This window comes from Ruania alkalisoli (assembly GCF_014960965.1).
GTDB lineage: Bacteria > Actinomycetota > Actinomycetes > Actinomycetales > Beutenbergiaceae > Ruania > Ruania alkalisoli.
In genome coordinates this window covers 2,629,779-2,650,356 of sequence record NZ_CP063169.1, presented here as the reverse complement: position 1 = coordinate 2,650,356, position 20,578 = coordinate 2,629,779, and the positions used below count along the sequence as shown (strand labels likewise).

The window sequence follows — 20,578 nt, the reverse complement described above, 5'->3', positions numbered from 1 at the left end:
GATGCAAGAAGGAAAGGGGAATCCATGGCAACTCTGAAGGATGTGGCGCAGTTGGCGGGCGTCTCACCGCGCACGGTGAGCAACGTCGTCAACGATCAGCCGTATGTGGCGGGGGAGACGCGGGCGCGGGTGGAGGCGGCGCTCGCGGCGCTGGATTACCGGCCGAACCAGCTGGCGAAAAGCCTGCGCACCGGCAAGATCGGGCTGCTCGGCTTCGTGGTGCCGGACCTGGCGCAATCGCACTTCGCGCGGCTGGCGGCCGAAGTGGTGCAGGCGGCGACCGCCCGCGGGTACACCGTGGCCGTGGACCAGACGCATGGGGACATCGAGCGCGAACGCCGGCTGATCCAGCTCGGGCCGCGCGGTGCGATGTTCGACGGGGCGATCTTCCATCCCGAGGCGTTGCGGGCTGAGCACATCGAGCACCGGGAGTCGGAGTTCCCGCTGGTGCTGGTGGGGGAGCGGATCGCCGGGGATCACCTCGATCACGTCTACATCGACGACCGGGCGGCGGCGTATGAGGCGACGCGGAAGTTGATTGCTGATGGGCACCGGCGCATCGCCGCGATCGGGCTACGGCGGGCGGACTATGCGCGCACCGCGCACCTGCGCGAGGAGGGGGTGCGGGCGGCTCTGGCGGAAGCGGAAGGAGTGGCAGCCGGGCACCACCAGTACGTGGAGCGCTACGACGCTGAGGACGGCTACGAGGCGATGGCGAACCTGGTCGACTCGGCCGAGCGGCCGGACGCGGTGATCTGCTTCAACGACATGCTCGCCATGGGAGCGCTGCGGCGACTGCACGAGCACGACGTGGACGTACCAGGGGACATGGCGCTGGTGGGCTTCGATGACATCACCGAGGCGTCGTTCTCGTTCCCACCGTTGACGACCGTGGCGGCCGATCATGCGGAGATTGCCGAGACGGCGGTGAAGGCGCTGATCGGGCGGATCGGGGATCCGGGGGGAGCAGTGCGGGAGTATCTGGTTTCGCACCGGTTGGTGGTGCGGGGGTCGACGCGGCGGTGAGGGGTCTGCGCCGATCGACTAGGAAACGGGCCCATCGCCGCGCTCGCCGACGGAGCAGTCCGCCGTACAACTCGACCCGGAGCTCACTCATCCGGTGCCTCGATCGATGCCGACAAGGTCATGCCGGTCTCGCGCATCATGGCGAACAGACGGTCGGTGTACTTCGACGGCTTCCCGGCTTCCATCTCCCAGATGTAGCGCTGGCTCACACCCATACGGTCCGCCAGTTGGCGCTGGGAGAGGCCGCTCAACAGCGGGCTTGTTGCAGAATCCTGCCCAGGGACTCCGGGCTCGAGACAGTGCCTCGAATCGCCATGGCGACCACCTGATCTGATGATCTATTCGTAGTCACCCCAGGCGACTACGAATAGGTAGTCAACATATGTGACGATCTTTTCGTCGTCGACGACTCTGGCTTGGCTCAGCCTACGATCACCCGCAACCGCTCCGGCAGCATGTCGCCATGCGCGGCGACCAGCTCATCGGTCATCGCCCGGATCTCCTCCAGTGTCAGCTTCGCCGCGGTGAGCGGGTCGAGGGCGACGGCGTGGAACATGTGCTCGCGATCACCGTACAGCGCCGCCTGCACGGCGAGGGTCTGGACGTTGATGTTGGTGCGGTTCAGGGCCGCGAGCTGCGGCGGCAACGCACCGACCGCCGTCGGCTGCACGCCACGGGAGTCGACCAGGCAGGGCACCTCCACGCACGCATCGGCGGGCAGGTTCTCGATGAGCACCCCGCGGTTGGGGGTGTTGCCGTAGACGACGCTCGGGGTGCCGGTGACCAGGGAGTTGACGATCATCGCCCCGTACTCCACCGACGCCGTCAGCTGCTCCTTCATCTTCGCCAGCTGCCCGGCGATGTCGCCCTGCTCGTCGTGCGCGGCGCAGATCTCGTAGTAGTCCCACCGCTGCGGGATGTACTCCTCGACGGTCGCGGCGTCCTTACGGAAGTAGGGCAGGTACTCCGAGGCGTGATGGCTCGATTCGGTCTGGAACTTGCCGAAATGCGCCATGATCGCGGTGCGGACCTGCTCGTTGCCGCCCTCGTAGGAGCTCATCTCCTCGGCCGCCTCGCTGTGATCGCCGTCGTCACCGGCCAATGCCGCGGCGCCGCGCCCGCGCTGGTGACGCTCGCCCATCACCTCGTGCAGCCGCGGGTACAGGTCCTCCTGGCCGTGGCGGAACTCCAGGATCCAGGACTGGTGGTTGATCCCGGCGCAGCGGTAGCTGACCTCCTCATACGGCACGCCCAAGGTGCGTGCGAGCATGCGGGTGGTGCCCTGCACGCTGTGGCAGAGCCCGACGGCGTTCAGCCCCTTGGCATTCAGGTACGCCGTGGCCATGGCCATCGGGTTGGCGTAGTTGATGAAGGTCGCGTCCGGGCAGAGCTCGCGGGCGTCGTCGGCGATCTCGTCGTAGGCGTCCACCGAGCGCAGGAACCGGAAGACCCCACCCGGGCCGAGCGTGTCGCCGACGGTCTGGTCGATGCCGTACTTGCGGGGGATCTCGACGTCATGCTTGTACGAGGCGACGCCGCCCACCTGGAAGGTGATGATGACGATGTCGGCGCCGGCGAGGGCCTCGCGGCGGTCGGTGGTGCGCTGCACGGTGGTGGCGAAGCCATGGTGGGCGACGAGCTCCTCGCTGGCATCGGCCACCGGATCCAGGCGTGCCGGGTCGATGTCCATCAGGCACAGGGTCGACTCCCGCAGGGCGGGGAAGCTGAGGATGTCGCCGATCAGGCGGAACGGGAAGACGAAGCCCCCGGCTCCGATGATGGCGATCTTCGGGTTCATGACGAACGTCGCTGTGGTCATGTCTTCAACGTATTCCGGCCCTCAGCCGGAATCTCGCCCCGTGGTTCGCTGTTCTTCCAGGATCCTACGATCACCCCCGTAGGGTCGAGGCATGCGCACGGACATCACGGGCGAGGCAGTACCGCCCAGGCCCCGCAGGGTCGTCACCGAGCAGCCGGCACTGTGGTGCCATCGCGGCGAACCGCCGACGATGCTCATGCTGCACCGCCACGATGACCTCGAGGGCAACATCGTCCTGCGCGGTGAGCTGCGCTACCTCTACGCCGGCCGCCCGCTGGTGCTGCGCGAGGGGCAGATCGCGATGTTCTGGGCGACGCAACCGCACGGCCTGGTCGAAGACCGCACGGAGTCCGACGCTGCGGGGGAGACGTGCTGGGTGCACGTCCCGTTCGCCACCGTGCTCAGATGGGGTCTAGCCGAGGCGGACATGAGACGCCTGATGCAGGCGATGCCGCTGGTCACCGACGACGCGGTGCTGCGGGAGCGCCTCGCCACCATGGTCTCCACCTGGCTCGAGGAGATCGGGGATCGGGCGAGCGAAGGCATCGCCCTGCTGGAGATCCAGGCCGCGGTGCGGCGCATCCTGCGCGCGAAGCCGGTCCTCGCCCACTTCGAGGATGGTGCGTCCGAGACCGCCGTGGCGGGCGAGCAGGAGAACCCCGACGGCGACCGGAGCCCTGTGTCAGGACGGTCCAGCGACGCAGGTCACGCCCTACGCATGGCACAGTTCGTCGTCGACCGGTTCCGGGGCGAGGTGAGCGTGGGTGACGTCGCCCGCTCGGCCCTCCTGACGCCGTCGCACGCCATGACGGTGTTCCGCCGAGCAGTGGGCGTGACGATCGGGGAGTACGTGACCATGTGCCGGGTGGCGGAGGCGCAACGGCTGCTGCTCAGCTCGAGGCTGTCCTCCATCGAGATCGCCGAGGCTGCCGGCTTCGGCTCGCTTTCCAGCTACTACGCGCACGTGACCCGGGCGTGCGGGATGACGCCCCGGGAGTATCGCCGTCAGGTCGACGTGCGCTGAGGTGTCCCCACCGGCTCAGCCCGGACTGATGTCCCGACCGGACCACGCACTCGTGCGGAGCTGGGTAGGAGTCTGCCCCGTGGCCTGCTTGACCTTGCGGGCGAAGTGGAAGCTGGAAGCGAAACCGGCCCGCTCGGCGACCCTGGTGACCGGTAGTCCGCTGCTGGTCAGCAGCTCAACACCGAGCGTGACCCGGCGGTCCCACAGGTACTTCGTGGGCGTGGTCCCCATGTGCTCTCGGAACAACCTGATGAGGTACGGACCGGTGACATGCGCGTATCCCGCGATATCGGCGAGGGTGATGGCCCGGCCGAGATTGTCGTGGATGAAGAGACGCGCCGCCTCGATCGGCTCCGGCAGGGCGGCGGGGAAGTTCTCGAACTCGGCGACGAACCGCCACAGCAGCGCTGTCGCCAGCGCGTCGACCAGTGCACCGTGCGCCGTGAGCCTGGTCTGCTCGCTGGTGACAGCTTCGCGTGAAATGTAGGTCAGGGCGGCAGAGAGTCGACGGGTTGGTCGTACGGACTCCAGCCATTCACGCATGCCATCAGTGAGGTCCACGGGAGTGCCGCGGACCAGCGTCTGACGCGTCGCTGCGCCGTCGGCAAAGGCGACAACGTCGGCGTGCCCGGGCAACAGGATGCACATCTGGCCGGCGGGGACGACATAGGGCTCGCGATCGTCGACGGTCACGAGCATGGTGCCGGCGTGGATGAGGAGCATCTGAATCTCGGTCTGGGTGCGTGGCCCGACGGTGGTGCCCGGTTCGTGCTCCACGGTGCGTGCGACGCAGTCAGCCAGGCGCAGTCGGCGTGCCTCCAGGTCAATTCTGGACACAGGGGAGCGCGGTGTAGCCATACCGGAATGTAACCACGGGCGCGAGGATGACGACATGACGAACATCCACGCGAAGGTGCTGGTCGTTGGTGGCGGGGTCGGCGGAGTCGCCGCTGCGCTGACCGCCGCTCGGCGCGGCCTCCATGTCGTTCTGTCCGAACCGACCCGCTGGATCGGTGGTGTGCTGACCTCGCAGGCAGTGCCACCGGACGAGCATCGATGGATCGAGCAGTTCGGCTGCACCGCCACCTACCGGCAGCTACGCGCCGACATCCGCGACTACTACCGGCGCCACTATCCGCTGACCGATACCGCTCGCGCGGACCGGTACCTGAACCCCGGCGCCGCCAAGGTCTCCGACCTCTGCCACGAACCTCGGGTGACGCTCGCTGTGCTGGAGGCACTGCTGGCACCCCACCGGGCTTCCGGCCGGGTGGAGGTGCGACTCGAGCACGCACCGGTCTCCGCCGAGGTCGACCAGGACGCGATCCAGGCGGTCACGCTCGAACACCTGCCGACCGGTGACCTCGTGACCATCGCAGCCGACTGGGTGGTCGATGCCACCGAGACCGGAGATCTCTTGCCAATGGCCGGGGTCGAGTACGTCACCGGTGCCGAGTCGGTCGAGACAACCGGGGAACCGCATGCTCCTTCGGTGCCGGCACCGCTCAACATGCAGCCGGTCAGTGTCTGCTTCGCCGTCGACCACCGGCCAGGGGAGGATCACCGCATCGACAAGCCGGCGCTCTACCAGCACTTCGCGGACGCGCGCATCGAGCACTGGCCCGGAAGTCAGCTGTCCTTCGAGGCGCCGCACCCCAAACTCCTCACTCCCGTGCAGCACTTCTTCGACCCGAACCCCGACGGCGACCACACCGCGATCCGGCCCGACTATGCCGACGAGCGGGTCGGAAGCATGGACAAGAACCTGTGGACGTTCCGCCGTATCGCCGCCCGGCAGAACTTCCGGCCCGGCGCCTATCCGTCAGACATCACGCTCGTGAACTGGCCCCAGGTGGACTACTGGGAGGGACCGGTCATCGAAGCCCCCGACGGCGCACGGCACGCCGAGCGGGCACGTCACCTGTCGTTGTCGTTCCTGTACTGGTTGCAGACGGAGGCGCCGCGTCCGGACGGTGGCACGGGATGGCCCGGCCTGAAACTGCGCGGTGACCTGCTCGGCGACAGCCCCGACGGACTCGCGCTGGCGCCCTACATCCGCGAATCGCGGCGAATCGTTGCCGAGCACACCATCACCGAGCAGGAGATCGCGCTTGAGGTGCGTGGCAACCACGGCGCCGCCGAGCACCGCGACTCGATCGGCATCGGCATGTACCGCATCGACCTGCACCCCTCCACCGGCGGAGACCCCTACATCGACATCCCATGCCTGCCGTTCCAGGTCCCGCTCGGCGGGCTGCTGCCCGTGCGGGTTCGCAACCTGCTCCCGGCGGCCAAGAACATCGGCACCACGCACATCACCAACGGCGCGTATCGCATGCCGCTGGTGGAGTGGAACGTCGGGGAGGTCGACGCCCATCTCATTGCGTACTGCGAAGAGCACGGCTGCACGCCATCCCAGGTTCGCGCCAAGGACGACCTGCTCGCCGACTTCCAGTCCGAGCTCACCGCATCCGGGGTGGAACTCGCATGGCCACGCGTCGCCGGCTACTGAACGTGGGCCTTGCATCAATCACAGACACACCCGTTCGAACCGTCGAAGGAGACGAACATGTCCGCACGTGCACGGAGGACTACCGCAGTGGTGGTCCTGATATCCGCCGCTCTCACTGCGTCCGCCTGCGCAGGCGGATCGGCAGAGGAAGAGGGCGATGAGATCGTGATCACCTGTGCCACCTGCCAGGAATCACCCACCGACCCGTTCCTCCAGTACAACTTCGAGGCGGCCACCCGGTTCAACGAGCAGTACGCCGGTGAGTACCGCATCGAGATGCTCAACAACGCCAACGCGGGCTCGAGCGAGGACCGGCTGCAGTACTACCAACGCCTCGCCCTCGCCGATGACCTGCCGGACATCTTCCAGCTGAACTCTGCGGAGATCGCTGCACTGTCCGAGACGGGCAAGCTGCACGACTTCACGGGCGACCTCGATGCCGATACCGCGTGGGCAGGGACGTTCCAGCCCGGTTCGCTCGACGCCCTGACAGGTGATGACGGTCAGGTCTGGGCGATCCCGCAGCAGCGGGACCCGATCGGCACCTACTGGAACACCGAGTTGTGGGGCTCGGTCGGATTCGACGAGTTCCCGACCACGTGGGACGCCTTCGAGGAGGGCGCTGCAGCTCTCGCCGAACAGGGCGAGCTCGCGTTGGCGCTGGACGGCGATTGGGCCACGATGCTGACCTGGACGAACCTCATCGGCACGCAAGCCGGAGGAGTGGACTTCCTCACCGGCGAGATCGCCGGCGGGGGCGACTGGAGCAGCAACGAGGCGGTCGTGGCCGCCACCGAGCGCCTGCGCCAGTGGCATGTCGAGGGCTATGTGAACTCCGACGCCTTCAGCGGCGACTTCTCCAACGCCGCCGCGGCCTACCTCTCCGGCGATGCGGCCACTGTGCCGAACGGGCCCTGGTTCGTGAAGACCAACCTGCAGACCGAGGCTGCCGCCGAGGGCTTGTACGAGAGCACCGGCTACGCCGTATCGCCGGGATGGGACGACGGCCAAGGAATCATCGTCGTCTCCGGTGCCGGCTGGGTCTCCGGCGCCACCGACGAACCGAGCCAGGAGGCGGTGATGGCGTTCATGCGCTTCGTGACCGCCCCCGAGGAGGCCCTCACCCAGGCTGTCGAGACCGGTGCCAACCCCGCCGTCGTCGTTCCGGACGCCGACCTGGAGTCCGCCGACCTGGAGCCACTGTCAGCGGGACTGGTGGTCGCTGCGGCCGACGCGGAGTTCTCCTACCCCCACGTGCGGGTGTACGGGCCCGCCGGTTTCGGGCCCGCGTGGAAAAACCTGTGGCCCGCGTACGTCAATGGTGAGATGGACACCGGCACGTTCCTCTCCCGACTGTCCGCAGACGCCTCGGCGGGGTTGTGATGGTGTCACTGTCCCTGGCTCGGCCGCGAACCAGGCAGCCCACGCGCGCGGCCGGGCCCCGGGTTCCACGCGGCATGCGTGGCCCGATCCTTCTCTCGCTTCTACCCGCGGTCGTCCTGTTCTCCGTCTTCTTCGCCGTCCCGCTCGTGGTGCTCTTTGGCACGGCGTTCACCGACTGGTCCGGGGCGCAGCTGGCGTTCGTCGGCCTCGACAACTTCGCCCGGCTCGCGGGCGACCCCGTGTTCGTGAAAGTCGTCGGCAACACGCTGTTCTACCTGGCGGCGTCGACGTTGGTGCAGGTGCCGCTCGGCGTTGCTGTCGGCATCGTGCTCGCAACGAAGGTGCCCGGCTGGCGAGCATTCCGCACCGTGCTCTTCATCCCGTTCGTCATCTCCGGTGCCGCCTACGCGCTGATCTTCTCGATGTTCTACAACCCACGTTTCGGTCTGTTGAACAACTTGCTCGTTCCGCTCGGGCTGCCGCAGCGCGACTGGCTCTATGAGACGGGCACGGCACGCTGGGCCATCGCCGGCACCTTCGTCTTCATCCTCGGCTTCGTCATCGTCGTGACCATGGCCGAGATCGCCTCGATCCCGGCCGAGCTCTACGAGGCCGCCGAGGTCGACGGCGCAACCGGCTGGCAGCGCGAGACCCGCATCACGCTGCCACTGCTACGCAACGCCATCGGCACCTGCGTGCTCGTCCGGCTCCTTGCCGACATCGGCATGTTCGACCTCGTCTTCATCCTGACCGCCGGTGGTCCCGACGACACCACCGCCACGCTGGCGCTGTATGCCTACCGTGCCTACCTCAACGGAGAATGGGGCCACGCCAACGCCGTCGGGCTGGTCATCCTGCTGCTCGGCGGCGCCCTCATCGTCGCGGTGCGGCGCGCGTTCAGGGTCGGGGAGCGGGACCGATGACGACGACCACACGGCGTCCGGCCACCGGCACGACCTCGACCATGCGAGCCAGGCCATCGCGACCCGGTCGGGGAGTATGGCCACGCATCGCCGTCTACGCCTTCCTCGCGGCGGTCACCGCCGTCTCACTGACACCCACCGTGTGGGTGATGTCCTCCGCGTTCAAGACCGCCTTCCAGATCAACTCCGGCTCGGGACTATGGCCCTCGCCTTGGACCCTGCAGGGGTTCGCCGATGCGTTCACCGAGATCCACCTGCACGCCTACTTCGGCAACTCGGTCCTGTACGCCGTCGGTGGTACCACCGGTGCGCTCGTCGCGGCCTTCCTGGCTGCCTACCCGCTGGCCCGCTATTCGTTCCGAGGTCGCAACGCGCTCGTGGCGACATTCTCGCTCGCCTTGGCCATCCCGCTGGTCGGCCTTGCGACGCCGCTGTTCTTCGTGGTCCGCTCCCTGGAACTGTTCGACTCCCGTCTCGGCCTGGTCATCTTCTACGCCGCGCTGGAGTTCCCGTTCACATTCATCGTGCTGCGATCGTTCCTGCTCTCGTTGCCGGGCGAGATCGAAGAGGCCGCGGTCATGGACGGCGCCGGCTATTTCACGATCGTGCGCCGGATCGTCGTCCCACTGTCACGGCCCGCCATCGCCACGGTCTGCGTGGTCGCGTTCGTCAAGATCTGGAATGAGTTCTACTTCGCGAACCTCCTGACCGTCTCGGCAGACAACCACAACGTCCAACTCGCCCTCGCCGGCTTCAAGAGTCAGTTCGGATTCAACATCACCGGGGCGCTTGCGGGCGCGGTGCTGGTGATGCTCGTCCCGATCGGTCTGTTCCTCATCCTGCAGCGACAAGTGATCGCCGGCCTGACCGCCGGTGCGGTCAAATAGCGTCTCGTCGACCGGTCAGGAATCGAGAAACAGGACCCGGGGCGCGACTCCTAGCGTGGAGACCAGGCGACCGGGCCGTCGACGACGTGAGTCACGAGTCTTGGTCTTCATGGCTAAGGGCCCAGTCGGACCACCCAGCGGCCAAGGCCAGGTCGCCCGTCAGCCCGGCGCCGGCAACCGCTCCACGACCGCGTCCCACAGATCGCTCCCCGGATCGATCGGCGTGCCATGGTCGGCTTCGTCATCCACGACGTATTCGATGGCCGCCCCCGCCTCGCGTGCGCGCTCGAAATAGCCGGCCACGTACGGCTCGGGGATCACCGGATCGGCGCCCCTTTGGACCACCAGCTGAGGCACCGTCCCGGGCAAGCGTTCGGCGGGGGAGGCAGCCGCGTAGGCGGCCGGGACGTCGTCGGGCGTGCCGCCCATGAAGTCCCTGACGGCGCTGCCGCCCATCCCGGACCGGGCCGCGGCCACCAGGTCCGGCACCGGCACCGGCGCCTGCCCGACCACCAGCACCGGCTCCACCTCGGCATCGTCGCGGGTACCGGCCCACAGGCTCAGATGCCCACCGGCCGAGTGTCCCACCACGACCACCAGTTCCAGGTCGATCGGATGCCCGTCGGCGGCCAGCGCGGCCAGGTGCTCGATCGCGGCGTCGACGTCCTCGAGCGTGCCGGGATACCCGCCGCCCGGTTCGCCGACCTTGCGGTACTCGACGTTCCAGGTGACATACCCACGCTCGACCAGATCCTCGGCCAACCGTTCCATGAATCCGAGACCGTAGCCGGCCTGCCAGAAGCCGCCGTGGATGAGCACCACCACCGGCCGGCTCTGCCCGCCAGGGATGCCACCGGGTACCCCCAGGTCGCCGAACTGTTCCGGCGCGGAACCGTACTCGATCCGGGAAGTGACCTCCGCCGTCGGGGGCTGGGGTGACGCGCTGCAGGCGGCGAGCACGGCAGCGAAAAGCACCAGCACGCCCAGCCGTCGTCTCATCGGCCCAGGGTAGGCGGGCGGGACCGCAACTCGACACCAGTCTTGACATACCCGACACGTGCCCGAAATACTCGTTGTATACAACCTGGATACGAAGTTGTTTCCACCAACGAGGAGGCGTGATGGTCACCGACGGCTATCGGCAGTTCCTGCGCCCGGTTGCCGTGCTCGCCATCGCGTGGTCGGTGTTTCAGCTCTACGCCGCCGCGGCCGGAGCCCCGCACGCGATGGTGTTCCGGCCCGTGCACGTGGCCTTCGGGATGGCATTGGTGTTCGCGATCCATCCCTTCCGCCGCTCCTACCGCCGCCGGGTGAGCGATCACTCCGACGAGGGAGAGACCCCGTCCGGTCGCCGGGCGCCCGGATGGGCCACTGCGAGCGACATCGTCCTCACCCTCGCTTCCCTGGCCATTGGCGCCTATTACGTCCTCAACTCCCAGCGCATCTCCGAACGCGTGACTTTCATCGACGAGGTCACCGCCGGCGATCAGATCGTCGCGATCGCGCTGCTGGTCGTGGTGCTGGAGGCCTGCCGCCGCGTCGTCGGGCCGAGCTTGTCGATCGTGGCCCTGATCTTTCTTGCCTATCAGCTCTGGGGTGACCAGCTCGCCGGAGTGCTGCGCCACCGCGGTCTGGACTTCGAACGCTTCGTCGACCTGCAGATGCTCTCCCCGCAGGGCCTGTTCGGCGTGCCCGTCGGAGTCTCGGCTGACTACGTCTTCTACTTCATCCTGTTCGCCGCCTTCCTCGAGGTCTCCGGCGGCGGCAAGCTCTTCATCGACCTCGCCCTCGCGGTCACCGGACGCGCCCGCGGCGGCCCCGCGAAGGCAGCCATGCTCGGCTCGGCCCTGATGGGCTCCATCAACGGCTCCGCCGTGGCCAACGTGGTCGGCACCGGAGTGTTCACCATCCCGCTGATGAAGCGCACCGGGTACAAAGCCAAGTTCGCCGCCGCCGTTGAGGCGCTCGCCTCCACCGGCGGGCAGGTGCTGCCCCCGGTGATGGGCGCGGGCGCGTTCATCATGGCCCAGATGCTCGGTTGGGACTACCGGGCCGTCGCCCTCGCCGCACTCATCCCGGCCGTGCTGTACTTCGTGGCCGGCTACTTCATGGTGCACAAGGAAGCACAGCGCGAAGACCTGCGCCCGATCGGTGCCGACGAACGCACCCCCATGGCCGAGGTGGTCCGCCGCATCCACCTGCTCCTGCCGCTGATCCTGCTGGTGGCGCTCATCCTCTCCGGGCGGTCGCTGATGTCCTCGGCGTTCCTGGCGATCGCCGCCGTGGTGGTGATCAACTTCCTGCGTCGCGCCACCTGGTTCACTCCCGCAGCGATCCTCAAGGCCCTCCAGATCGGTGCCCAACGAGCAGTCAACGTGGCCCTGCCCACCGCAGTGGCCGGCATCATCGTCGGTGTCATCGTGCAGACGAACCTTGGCTTGCGATTCACCGAGCTGGTGTTGTTGCTCTCCGGCGGTTACCTCGTGCTCGCCCTGATCATCACGATGATCGGCTCCATCGTGCTCGGCCTGGGGATGCCCACCACCTCGGCCTACATCATGGCCGCCGTGCTGCTCACGCCCCCGCTGATCGAGCTGGGCCTGCCGCCGATCGCGGCGCACCTGTTCGTCTTCTACTTCGCGTGCATGTCGATGATCACCCCACCGGTGGCGCTCGCCGCGTTCGCCGCCGCGGGGATCGCCGGCAGTCCCCTGCACCAGACCGGGCTCACCGCGTTCCGCATCAGCCTGGCGGCGTACCTCATCCCGTTCGCATTCGCGCTCTCCCCGGCGCTACTGCTTCAGGACGGACCCTGGCGCGCCGTCTGGTTCGCCACGACCGCTGCGCTCGGCGTGTACGCCCTGGCAGCGGCGGTGATCGGCTACCAGAGCCGCATCCTTTCCGGCTGGCAGCGCGCCGTGTTCTTCGTCCTGGCCATCGCCCTCATCTACCCCGGGGAGATCGTCAGCGCGATCGCTGCGGCCGGCTTGGTCGTCGCGGTCGTACTCACCAGGGCGAGCGCCACGCGGAACCCGGGGGACGCCGTCGAGCCGGAACTCTCCACAACCCCCGACCAACAGAACGCGTTCGAGCAGGTCTCGAACGGGAAGGAGAACTGACGTGGCAGACAATGACGCCCAGGTCGTCATCGCCGGCGCAGGGCCCGTGGGTATGACGGCGGCCCTCATGTTGGCGAACCGCGGCGTGCGGGTGCATGTGCTCGAAGCGGGGGAGGCGCTCAGCAGCGAGTCCCGCGCCTCCACCTTCCACCCGCCCACGCTGGAGATGCTCGACGAGCTCGGTCTCGCCGAAGAACTGCGCGCCGAGGGCCTGGACGTGCCCACCTTCCAGCACCGAGACCGCAGTGAAGGTCTGGTGGCCGAGTTCCGGCTGGACACCCTCGCCGAGGACACTCGGTTCCCGTTCCGGGTGCAGTGCGAGCAGTCCAAGCTCACCCGGATCATTCTGGCGAAGGTCGCCGACATGCCGAACGTGCAGGTCACCTTCGGCGCCCGCGTCGCCTCCGTGGACAACGCCCCCGACGGCGTTCGTGCCGTCCTGGAGGACGGCTCCACCCTGGCAGCGGACTACCTGATCGGGGCCGACGGCGCCAGCAGTGCCGTGCGTACCTCGCTCGGGATCAGCTTCGAGGGGGAAACCTACCCCGAGCGGTACGTGGTGATCTCCACCAGGGAAGACATCCAGGCGTGGATGCCGGACATCTCCTACGTCAATTACATCTCCGACCCGGCCGAGTGGCTGGTGCTGCTGCGCACCCCGGACCACTGGCGAGCGATGTTCCCCGTGCGGGAGGGGCAGACCGAGACCGAAGCTGTTGCTCCGGAGAACGTGCAGCGCCTGATGGCCACGATCGGGGAGCGTCCCGGCGGCTGGCCGATCCTGCACACCACCGTCTACCGGGTGCACCAACGGGTCGCCGGCACCTACCGGGAGGGGCGCGTGTTCCTCACCGGAGACGCCGCGCACATCAACAACCCGCTCGGTGGGCTGGGGATGAACAGCGGCATCCACGATGCGTACCTGCTCGCGTCCCTGCTCGCCGACCGGCTCGATGGCACCCTGGACGAGGCCGACCTGGACGTCTACGACCAGCGGCGCCGCGAGGTGAGCCGGGCCTATGTGGCGGTGGAGACGGACAAGAACTGGCGTCGCATCCGCGAGCGTGACGAGACCGCGCGGCAGCGGCAGTTCGCTGAGCTGCGTGAGATCGCCGCCGACCCGGTGCGCCACCGCGAGCACGTCCGGCACACCTGCATGGTGGCCGAGATCGCCCGGGCGCGATGATGCCCGGCCAGCCACGCACCGAGGGTGCACCGTCAGAAGGGGAGTGCCATGGACGTCCGCACTGAGACCTACCAATGGGTCAAGTCCTACATCGCATCGCTGCCACGGGACCAAGGGACCTTCCTCAACGAGGCGGAGATCGCCAAGGAGGCCGGCGCATCCCGCACACCCGTACGGGAAGCGTTCATGCGGTTACAGTCCGAGGGCCTGCTCGAGCGCATCCCGCACCGAGGCGCCTACGTCCCGCCGCTGCCGGACTCGGAGATCCGGGCGGTGATGCAGGCCCGCAGCATGATCGAGACCTGGGCCGTGGACACGCTGCTCACCGGCGCCAAGCCGGTGCCCCTGGACGAGCTCGACGAGCTGCTGGAACGCCAGGTCGGGCTGTGGTCGGCCCCGGTGCAGTTCATCGAGCTCGACCGGGAGTTCCACTCCCGCATCGTGGCTGCCGCGGGCAACGCCGTGATCGATCAGTTCTACGGCGAGCTCCGCGACCGCCAGCTGCGGATGGGCGTCTACGCCGTCAGCAGCACCGAGGACCGGGCGGCCCGGGTGGTGGAGGAACACCGTCAGATCGTCGATCAGCTACGCACCGGTGACGCCACCGGCGCACGTGCGGCAACGGATGATCACTTGCAGAACACGTTGGAGGCGATGCTCGGATGAGCGCGAGGAGCCCCCACGGAGGCACGGCGAGGGACGAGGTGTGCCGGAGTGAGGCACCGCAGGGCTCAGACCAGACAACTCGGATGAGCGCGAGGAGCCCTCACCCTTCCACCACCCGCATCGGGCTGGTGCAGATCGCCAGTCCGGACGAGGAGAGCCCCGAGACCCGCCGCGAGCGGGTCCACGACATGATCGCCGACCTGCCCGACTGCGACCTCATCGTGCTTCCCGAGCTGTGGGCGCCCGGCTACTTCGCCTTCGACCACTATCGCGACCGTGCCGAGCTGCTCGACGGCCCGACGATCACCGGCCTCGCCGAGATCGCCCGGCAGCGGGAGACCTATGTGCATGCCGGCAGTGTGATCGAGGAGGGTGACGGTGGGCGGCTACGCAATACCACCGTGCTGCTCGACCCGGCCGGTCAGATCGCGGCCAGCTACTCCAAGATTCACGTGTTCGGCTACCAGTCCGCGGAGGCGCAGCTGCTCGAGCCCGGTACCTCGGTGAGCGTGACCGACAGTCCCGTCGGACGCACGGCCGCCACCACCTGCTACGACCTGCGCTTCCCAGGGCTGTGGCAGCGGATCTCCGACCTCGGCGCCACCGCCGCGATCGTGCCCGCTGCCTGGCCGCACGCCCGACTGCGGCACTGGCGACTGTTCACCAGTGTGCGGGCCGTCGAGCACCAGCTCTTCGTGATCGCTTGCAACGCCGCCGGCACTCAGGCCGGCACCCAGCTCGGTGGGCACAGCCGCGTGGTCGACCCGTGGGGAGAGGTGTTGCTAGAGCTCGACGAAGCCGAGCAGGTGGCGGTGTGCGAGATAACGCCCAGTCAGGTCGCCGACGTCCGGCACGAGTTCCCCGTGCTCGCCGACCGGCTGCCCAGCTACGCCGCCCTGTGACGAGGGCCACGACCGACCGTGTGATGAAGGAGACTGTGATGACGATCGAGCTCGACCCGGCCACGCTGAATGCACCCACGGTGCGAGTAGTGGTGGCCGGCTACACCGGCCGCAACGAGGCCGCTGTGCGCCACCACATCGACGAGCTGGCCCGCATCGGGGTGGCGCCGCCGGAGAACGTGCCCGAGTTCTACCCGATGCCGAGCGGCACGCTGAGCTTCGGTGAGACCACCGCCGTCACCGGCACGCAGACGTCGGGCGAGGTGGAGCCGGTACTGATCCGGCTCGCCGGGAGGTACTACCTCACGGTCGGCTCGGACCACACCGACCGCGAGCACGAGGCGATCTCCATCGCCGAGTCCAAGCAGCGCTGCCCCAAACCGCTCAGTGCCACGGCACTGCCGGTCGAGTTCGGCCAACTGGAGTCCGCCTGGGACTCCATCCAGCTGACCACCACCGTCGACGGCGTCGCCTACCAGAGCGGGTCGGCCGCGGCTCTCCGACCGCTCACCGAGACCCTCCGCCTGCTGCAGCAACGCGAGGGTCTGGACGGCGGGGAGGACCTCGTCCTCTTCGGCGGGACGGTCCCCCTGCTCACCGGCGACTTCCAGTACGGGACGCACTGGGAGCTCGCCCTGCGTACGCCCGAGGCGAGCCTCGGCCTCACCTATCGCACCGCCGTCACCGCCCCGGAAGGAGCAGCCCATGCCCAAGGATGAGATCGAATTCTCCCCGACGGACGCCGTCGCCTGGACCCCCTGCGAAGGCAAGGTGCCCGAGCTCACCGAACGCATCCTCACCGGCACCGGACGACCCGGCGTGGTGACCCGCCTGCTGCGGTTCGCTCCCGGCACTGACACCACGCCGAACGGCACGCTCACCCACGACTTCTGGGAAGAGGTCTACATCCTCGAAGGCTCGATGACCGACCTGCGCCTCGGCGAAACCTTCACCGCAGGCATGTTCGCCTGCCGCCCGCCCGAGATGGAGCACGGTCCCTGGGCGACCGAGGAGGGGTGCCTGACCTTCGAGGTCCGCTACGAGGCACCCTCCACCCCCGACGACAGGAGTTCACGATGACCCGCACGCAGACACGTTCCGCCACCGCACTCGCCCTGCTGGCGACGGTGTCTCTCACCCTCGCGGCATGCGCCGACGACTCCGGTGGTGGTTCCGGTGGTGAGGGGCCGGTCGATCTGTCCTTCGCCTCCCTCGACCAGGGCTCGGCCTGGTACAGCTATGCCGTCAGCATGGGGCAGGCGATCGAACCGGCGCTCGAGGACAACTCCGTGGTGGAGGTTCTCACCTACGCCGGATCCATCGGCAACCCCGAACTGGTGGCCACCGGCGAGGCGGACCTGGCCACCTCCTTCAGCGCCGTCACTTCTTGGGCCGTCAACGGTACCGAGGGCACCCCCTTCGAGGGGGAGGCCTTCGACAACCTCCGGGTACTCGTCGGCGGGCTCGACCAGTACTACTTCGGTCCCATCACCCCGGCCGGGTCCGGCGTGGACTCGCTGCGGCAGGTGGTGGACGAGCAGATCGGCGCCGACCTGGTCAGCCAGCCGCGCGGCTCGCTCGGGGACGCCGGCACCCAGCTGGTGCTCCAGGCATACGGCACCAGCGTGGACGACGTCACATCCTGGGGTGGCAGCTTCGAGCCGACCAGCACCGACGTGGCCACCAACGCCCTCCGCGACGGGAATGCCGACCTGTGGATCCAAGCGATCACCGCCGGGCACCCCAACATCACCGAGCTCGCCGAGACCTCCGACATCCGCATCCTCGACATCGACGACGACGCCGTTGCAGCGCTCGAACCGCTCGGGCTGCAGGCGGCCACCCTGCCCGGCGGTACGTTCACCGGACAGGACGAGGACGTCCAGCTCCTCGGCTTCACCACCACCCTGATTGCTTCGGCCGACATGCCCGACGACGTCGCCTACGCCATCACCGAAGCCGTGATCGACTCGGCCGACTCCCTGCGCGAGGCGAACGCCAGCATGGCCGGGTTCGACCCCGCGACGGCTTGGACCGCGGAGAACACCGGCGGGGTGGACCTGCACCCGGGCGCCGAGCAGTACTACCAGGACGCCGGCCTGATGGAATGATCTCTTGTACCTGAACCGCCCCGGTCGCGTGCACGCGTGGCCGGGGCTCGTCCGAGGGGGAACGTGACGCGCGACCGTACCACCATGACGGTGGCCTTCGGCGCCACCGCGCTCGGTGTCTCCAGCGTCTCCCTCCTCGCCCCCGTGCTGCCCGAGCTCGCGGTCCGGTACGGGGTGGGCGTCGACCTGATGGCCTATTTCCAGACCGCGGTGATGCTGCCGGGGATCGTCACCGGGGTGCTCGCCGCGCGGCTGGCACGGGCGCGCGGGCGCCGCCTCGCGTTGGCCCTGTGCCTGCTGATGTTCGGTGCAGCCGGTGTGGCTCTCGCGCTCGTGGCGACGTTCCCGGCGGCCGTGCTGCTGCGGGTACTGCAGGGCATCGGCGGAGGCGGGTTGGTTGCCCTGTCGTTCCAGATCGCCCGGTCGGTCTCGCCCCGGTGGCGGGTCCGTGCGATCGGCTACAACGCCGCCGTAGTGAGCACCATGATGGTGGTGCTGCCGTTGATCGGCTCCACCCTCGGCGGGTACAGCACCGCCGCCCCGTTCGCCTTCTACGGTCTCGCCCTGCCTGCGGCCCTGGTGGTCTGGCGGGTGCTGCCTGCCGGTGGTCAGGATGGGGAGCCGCCGACGGCGTCCCGCACCTCCCGACGTGGGCCACCCCGGGAGGTGCTCGGCATCCTGGTGATGACCGTGCTGCTGAACGTGCTGGTGTTCGGCTGGTTGCTGCTGCTCACCCCGTTGCTGCTCGACGCGAACGGGGTGGACCTGACCTGGCGAGGCTGGGCGCTCGCTGTGCAGTCAGCGCTGGCGACGCTGGCGACCTTCGCGACCGGTCGATGGCGTACCCGGGGGAGTGTCGCCGTGCTCGCGGTGGCCGGCTGGGGAGCGGGCGCGTTCTTCCTGGTCGGTGCCGGGGTGCTGCCCGGGTCGCTCGCCGTGGCCGCACTGGTGGGTGCGGGAGTCTTCTACGGAATCCTCAACCCCGTGCTTGCGGCCCGGATCGGCGCGGTCGGCGACGGGGCGTGGTTCGGCTGGTGGCAGAGCTGTGCCCGGACGGGCCAGGTGCTCGGTCCCGTGGCGGCAGCCGGGTTGATGGCGGGCCTGCCGATCACGCTCGTGCTTGTCCTCGGTGGGGCGTTCAGTGCGGTGGTGGCGGCGGTGGTACTGACCCGGTCGGTGCGGCCCGGGAACGGTTGAATCGGGTTATTGCCGCGTTATGCGGTGCGCAGGATTGCGACCAGGAAGCCGGCGTCGGGGGTCCAGGGCCGCAGGTCCCAGGTGGCGAGCCGGACGTCCTCGGTGAGCCCGGCAGAGCGGGCGTCGGCGAAGAACTCCTCGACCGCATAGCCCCGGCCCGCGCCGAACCCCACCACGAGGCGGCCCTCCGGCGCGAGCGCACCAGCGAGGTTGGTCACCACGGTTCGCCTGGTGCTGGGAGCGAGGAACGCCATCACATTCCCCGCGGCGACCACGACATCGAACGGCTCACGCACGCCCGCCCCGGCCAGGTCCAGCTCGGCGAGGTCCTGCAGCAGCCAGGTGCAGTCGCCGAACTCGGCCTGGGCGGCATCGATCAGCACCGGGTCGACGTCCACGCCGACCACGGTGTGCCCGCGGCGCGCGAGCTCACCGCCCAGGCGGCCCGGTCCGCTGCCGGCATCGAGCACGCGCGCCCCGCGCGGCAGGATCGCATCGATCATCCGCGCCTCGCCGTGCAGGTCGGCACCCTCGGCGGCCATGTTCTTGAAGCGCTGGACATACCAGTGCGAATGCTGCGGGTCCTGCTCGACCTTCTGCGCCCAGAGGTTCTTCTCCACCATGAGCACCAGTGTCCCTGACCGGCAGGCTGCCGCAGTGCGCGTGATCGTTCCGGGGGCAGCGCCCCTGGCGGGTGTCATGACCGGGTGGAAAGGTGGGCGCATGGCCCACGAACACGACTGGGACGCGGAGTATGCCGCGCAGACGCCGCCACCCTGGGATATCGGCGAGGCGCAACCGGCCCTCGTAACATTCCTCGATCGCACGCCCATCGACGATCCCGTGCTGGACGTCGGGTGTGGCACCGGGGAGCTGGCACTGCTTCTCGCCGGTCGTGGACACCAGGTCATCGGCGTGGACGGCTCCGCACCGGCGATCGAGCACGCCACAGTCAAGGCGACCACACGGGGAGTCGACGTCGACTTCCAGGTCGGTGACGCGTTGCACCTGACCGATCTGGGCGTCCGGCCCAGAACGGTGATCGACTGCGGACTGCTGCACGTGCTCGATGAGGAGGGACGGCATGCCTACATCACCCAGCTCGCCGATATCTGTGGCCCTGGTGCCCTCGTGGCGGTCCTCGCCGTCTCTGCCGAGGCCGACGAGGGGTGGGACCTGACCGAGGCGAGCCTGCGCGAATGGTTCCCTTCCCCGCACTGGGTGAGCTGCGCCGTCGGCACTATCGAGGTACGTGCCCACTGGCAGGGGGCGGAACTGCGCCTGCCCGGCTTCCTGCTCACCTGCCGGCGCGGGTGAGGTGCTGGACTGACGAGATGCTGCACCGATTTCACTGTGGCGCAAGCAGGTCCTACCAGCCCTGAGTGCCCTCCCAGCCCCACTGCGGCAGCGAGAGATCCGCGGGGACGTCCTCCGGGTCGGACCACCGGTGGTTCAGCATCGCGGTCGCCCAGGTGAACCACGCGATGAGCTGGAACCGTAGGTCCGGATCGTTCGGGATCGCGGCATCGTCGAGCGCCAGGGTGAATGCGGCGACCGCGCGACCATCCATCTGCTCGTGCGGGCCGTTTCCCGAATGTTTGGCGATCACCTCGGCGTAGGTGCCCAGGTGAGCGGTGTACTCGGCAGGGCCGCCCAGCTGTTCGGCCCAGTAGGCGGCGAGCCGGTCGGTGTGCTCGGGATGGACACCGGCATGGAAGGCATGGGCGAGGATCGGGTCGGCCAGGCACCGACGGTGCCACGCCTGCGCGAGGGACCGGACAGCGTCGGCGCCGCCCATGGCTGCGTAGATGCTGGACGCCATA

21 protein-coding genes are annotated in these 20,578 nt (G+C 68.5%); 15 read left to right on the top strand and 6 right to left on the bottom strand.

All coding sequences use genetic code 11. The features are described 5' to 3' along the window. The first annotated feature begins 24 nt into the window (after positions 1-24). Positions 25-1,026, top strand: a complete 1,002-nt coding sequence (locus IM660_RS11765) for a LacI family DNA-binding transcriptional regulator (RefSeq protein WP_193495708.1) — start codon at positions 25-27, stop codon at positions 1,024-1,026. A gap of 83 nt (positions 1,027-1,109) precedes the next feature. Here IM660_RS11765 and IM660_RS19750 read toward each other — a convergent pair whose 3' ends face one another. After that, positions 1,110-1,277 (bottom strand): helix-turn-helix domain-containing protein, encoded by a 168-nt coding sequence (locus tag IM660_RS19750; RefSeq protein ID WP_425503830.1) that lies wholly within the window; start codon positions 1,275-1,277, stop codon positions 1,110-1,112. A gap of 170 nt (positions 1,278-1,447) precedes the next feature. Then, positions 1,448-2,845, bottom strand: coding sequence for an alpha-galactosidase (gene melA / locus IM660_RS11755; RefSeq protein ID WP_193495706.1), 1,398 nt, complete (start codon positions 2,843-2,845; stop codon positions 1,448-1,450). Between the two features lie 91 nt (positions 2,846-2,936). Between melA and IM660_RS11750 the strand changes: the two genes are divergently transcribed. After that, the gene (locus IM660_RS11750) at positions 2,937-3,869 is read left to right on the top strand and encodes a helix-turn-helix domain-containing protein (RefSeq protein WP_193495704.1); all 933 of its coding nucleotides are present in this window, start codon (positions 2,937-2,939) and stop codon (positions 3,867-3,869) included. Between the two features lie 15 nt (positions 3,870-3,884). On the opposite strand, the gene IM660_RS11745 is transcribed toward IM660_RS11750, so the two are convergent. Next, the gene (locus IM660_RS11745) at positions 3,885-4,706 is read right to left on the bottom strand and encodes a helix-turn-helix domain-containing protein (protein ID WP_193495702.1); all 822 of its coding nucleotides are present in this window, start codon (positions 4,704-4,706) and stop codon (positions 3,885-3,887) included. A gap of 55 nt (positions 4,707-4,761) precedes the next feature. Between IM660_RS11745 and IM660_RS11740 the strand changes: the two genes are divergently transcribed. The 4 genes from IM660_RS11740 (at position 4,762) to IM660_RS11725 (ending at position 9,574) form a co-directional block, all read left to right on the top strand. Then, the gene (locus IM660_RS11740; protein WP_193495701.1) at positions 4,762-6,381 is read left to right on the top strand and encodes an FAD-dependent oxidoreductase; all 1,620 of its coding nucleotides are present in this window, start codon (positions 4,762-4,764) and stop codon (positions 6,379-6,381) included. Positions 6,382-6,438: 57 nt separating this feature from the next. Further along, positions 6,439-7,764, top strand: a complete 1,326-nt coding sequence (locus tag IM660_RS11735) for an ABC transporter substrate-binding protein (protein WP_193495699.1) — start codon at positions 6,439-6,441, stop codon at positions 7,762-7,764. A gap of 74 nt (positions 7,765-7,838) precedes the next feature. After that, on the top strand, positions 7,839-8,687 hold the full coding sequence (locus tag IM660_RS11730) for a carbohydrate ABC transporter permease (protein WP_193495697.1): 849 nt from the start codon (positions 7,839-7,841) through the stop codon (positions 8,685-8,687). Beyond that, positions 8,684-9,574 (top strand): carbohydrate ABC transporter permease, encoded by an 891-nt coding sequence (locus IM660_RS11725; protein ID WP_193495695.1) that lies wholly within the window; start codon positions 8,684-8,686, stop codon positions 9,572-9,574. Before IM660_RS11730 ends, IM660_RS11725 begins: the two co-directional genes overlap by 4 nt. Before the next feature lie 159 nt (positions 9,575-9,733). Here IM660_RS11725 and IM660_RS11720 read toward each other — a convergent pair whose 3' ends face one another. Further along, the gene (locus IM660_RS11720; RefSeq protein ID WP_193495693.1) at positions 9,734-10,573 is read right to left on the bottom strand and encodes an alpha/beta hydrolase; all 840 of its coding nucleotides are present in this window, start codon (positions 10,571-10,573) and stop codon (positions 9,734-9,736) included. Positions 10,574-10,695: 122 nt separating this feature from the next. Between IM660_RS11720 and IM660_RS11715 the strand changes: the two genes are divergently transcribed. The 8 genes from IM660_RS11715 (at position 10,696) to IM660_RS11680 (ending at position 18,755) form a co-directional block, all read left to right on the top strand. Continuing rightward, the gene (locus tag IM660_RS11715) at positions 10,696-12,693 is read left to right on the top strand and encodes a TRAP transporter permease (RefSeq protein WP_193495692.1); all 1,998 of its coding nucleotides are present in this window, start codon (positions 10,696-10,698) and stop codon (positions 12,691-12,693) included. A gap of 1 nt (position 12,694) precedes the next feature. Then, entirely contained in the window at positions 12,695-13,879 is a 1,185-nt protein-coding gene (locus IM660_RS11710; RefSeq protein WP_210768965.1) for an FAD-dependent oxidoreductase, read from the top strand. A gap of 48 nt (positions 13,880-13,927) precedes the next feature. Beyond that, on the top strand, positions 13,928-14,545 hold the full coding sequence (locus tag IM660_RS11705; RefSeq protein WP_193495691.1) for a GntR family transcriptional regulator: 618 nt from the start codon (positions 13,928-13,930) through the stop codon (positions 14,543-14,545). 83 nt (positions 14,546-14,628) lie between these two features. Beyond that, entirely contained in the window at positions 14,629-15,447 is an 819-nt protein-coding gene (locus tag IM660_RS11700; RefSeq protein ID WP_193495690.1) for a carbon-nitrogen family hydrolase, read from the top strand. Between the two features lie 38 nt (positions 15,448-15,485). Further along, positions 15,486-16,166, top strand: a complete 681-nt coding sequence (locus IM660_RS11695; RefSeq protein WP_210768964.1) for a DUF2848 family protein — start codon at positions 15,486-15,488, stop codon at positions 16,164-16,166. Then, entirely contained in the window at positions 16,153-16,527 is a 375-nt protein-coding gene (locus tag IM660_RS11690; RefSeq protein ID WP_193495688.1) for a cupin domain-containing protein, read from the top strand. Before IM660_RS11695 ends, IM660_RS11690 begins: the two co-directional genes overlap by 14 nt. After that, positions 16,524-17,558, top strand: coding sequence for a TAXI family TRAP transporter solute-binding subunit (locus IM660_RS11685; protein WP_089772583.1), 1,035 nt, complete (start codon positions 16,524-16,526; stop codon positions 17,556-17,558). Before IM660_RS11690 ends, IM660_RS11685 begins: the two co-directional genes overlap by 4 nt. Before the next feature lie 84 nt (positions 17,559-17,642). Continuing rightward, positions 17,643-18,755, top strand: coding sequence for an MFS transporter (locus tag IM660_RS11680; RefSeq protein WP_193495687.1), 1,113 nt, complete (start codon positions 17,643-17,645; stop codon positions 18,753-18,755). Positions 18,756-18,772: 17 nt separating this feature from the next. On the opposite strand, the gene IM660_RS11675 is transcribed toward IM660_RS11680, so the two are convergent. Continuing rightward, a complete protein-coding gene (locus tag IM660_RS11675) occupies positions 18,773-19,378 on the bottom strand; it encodes a class I SAM-dependent methyltransferase (protein ID WP_193495686.1) in 606 nt (201 codons plus the stop codon). A gap of 100 nt (positions 19,379-19,478) precedes the next feature. Here IM660_RS11675 and IM660_RS11670 point away from each other — a divergent pair, with 100 nt between their 5' ends. After that, on the top strand, positions 19,479-20,072 hold the full coding sequence (locus IM660_RS11670) for a class I SAM-dependent methyltransferase (RefSeq protein WP_193495684.1): 594 nt from the start codon (positions 19,479-19,481) through the stop codon (positions 20,070-20,072). A gap of 52 nt (positions 20,073-20,124) precedes the next feature. Here IM660_RS11670 and IM660_RS11665 read toward each other — a convergent pair whose 3' ends face one another. Beyond that, positions 20,125-20,577, bottom strand: coding sequence for a group II truncated hemoglobin (locus IM660_RS11665; RefSeq protein WP_193495682.1), 453 nt, complete (start codon positions 20,575-20,577; stop codon positions 20,125-20,127). Between the last annotated feature and the right edge of the window lies 1 nt (position 20,578).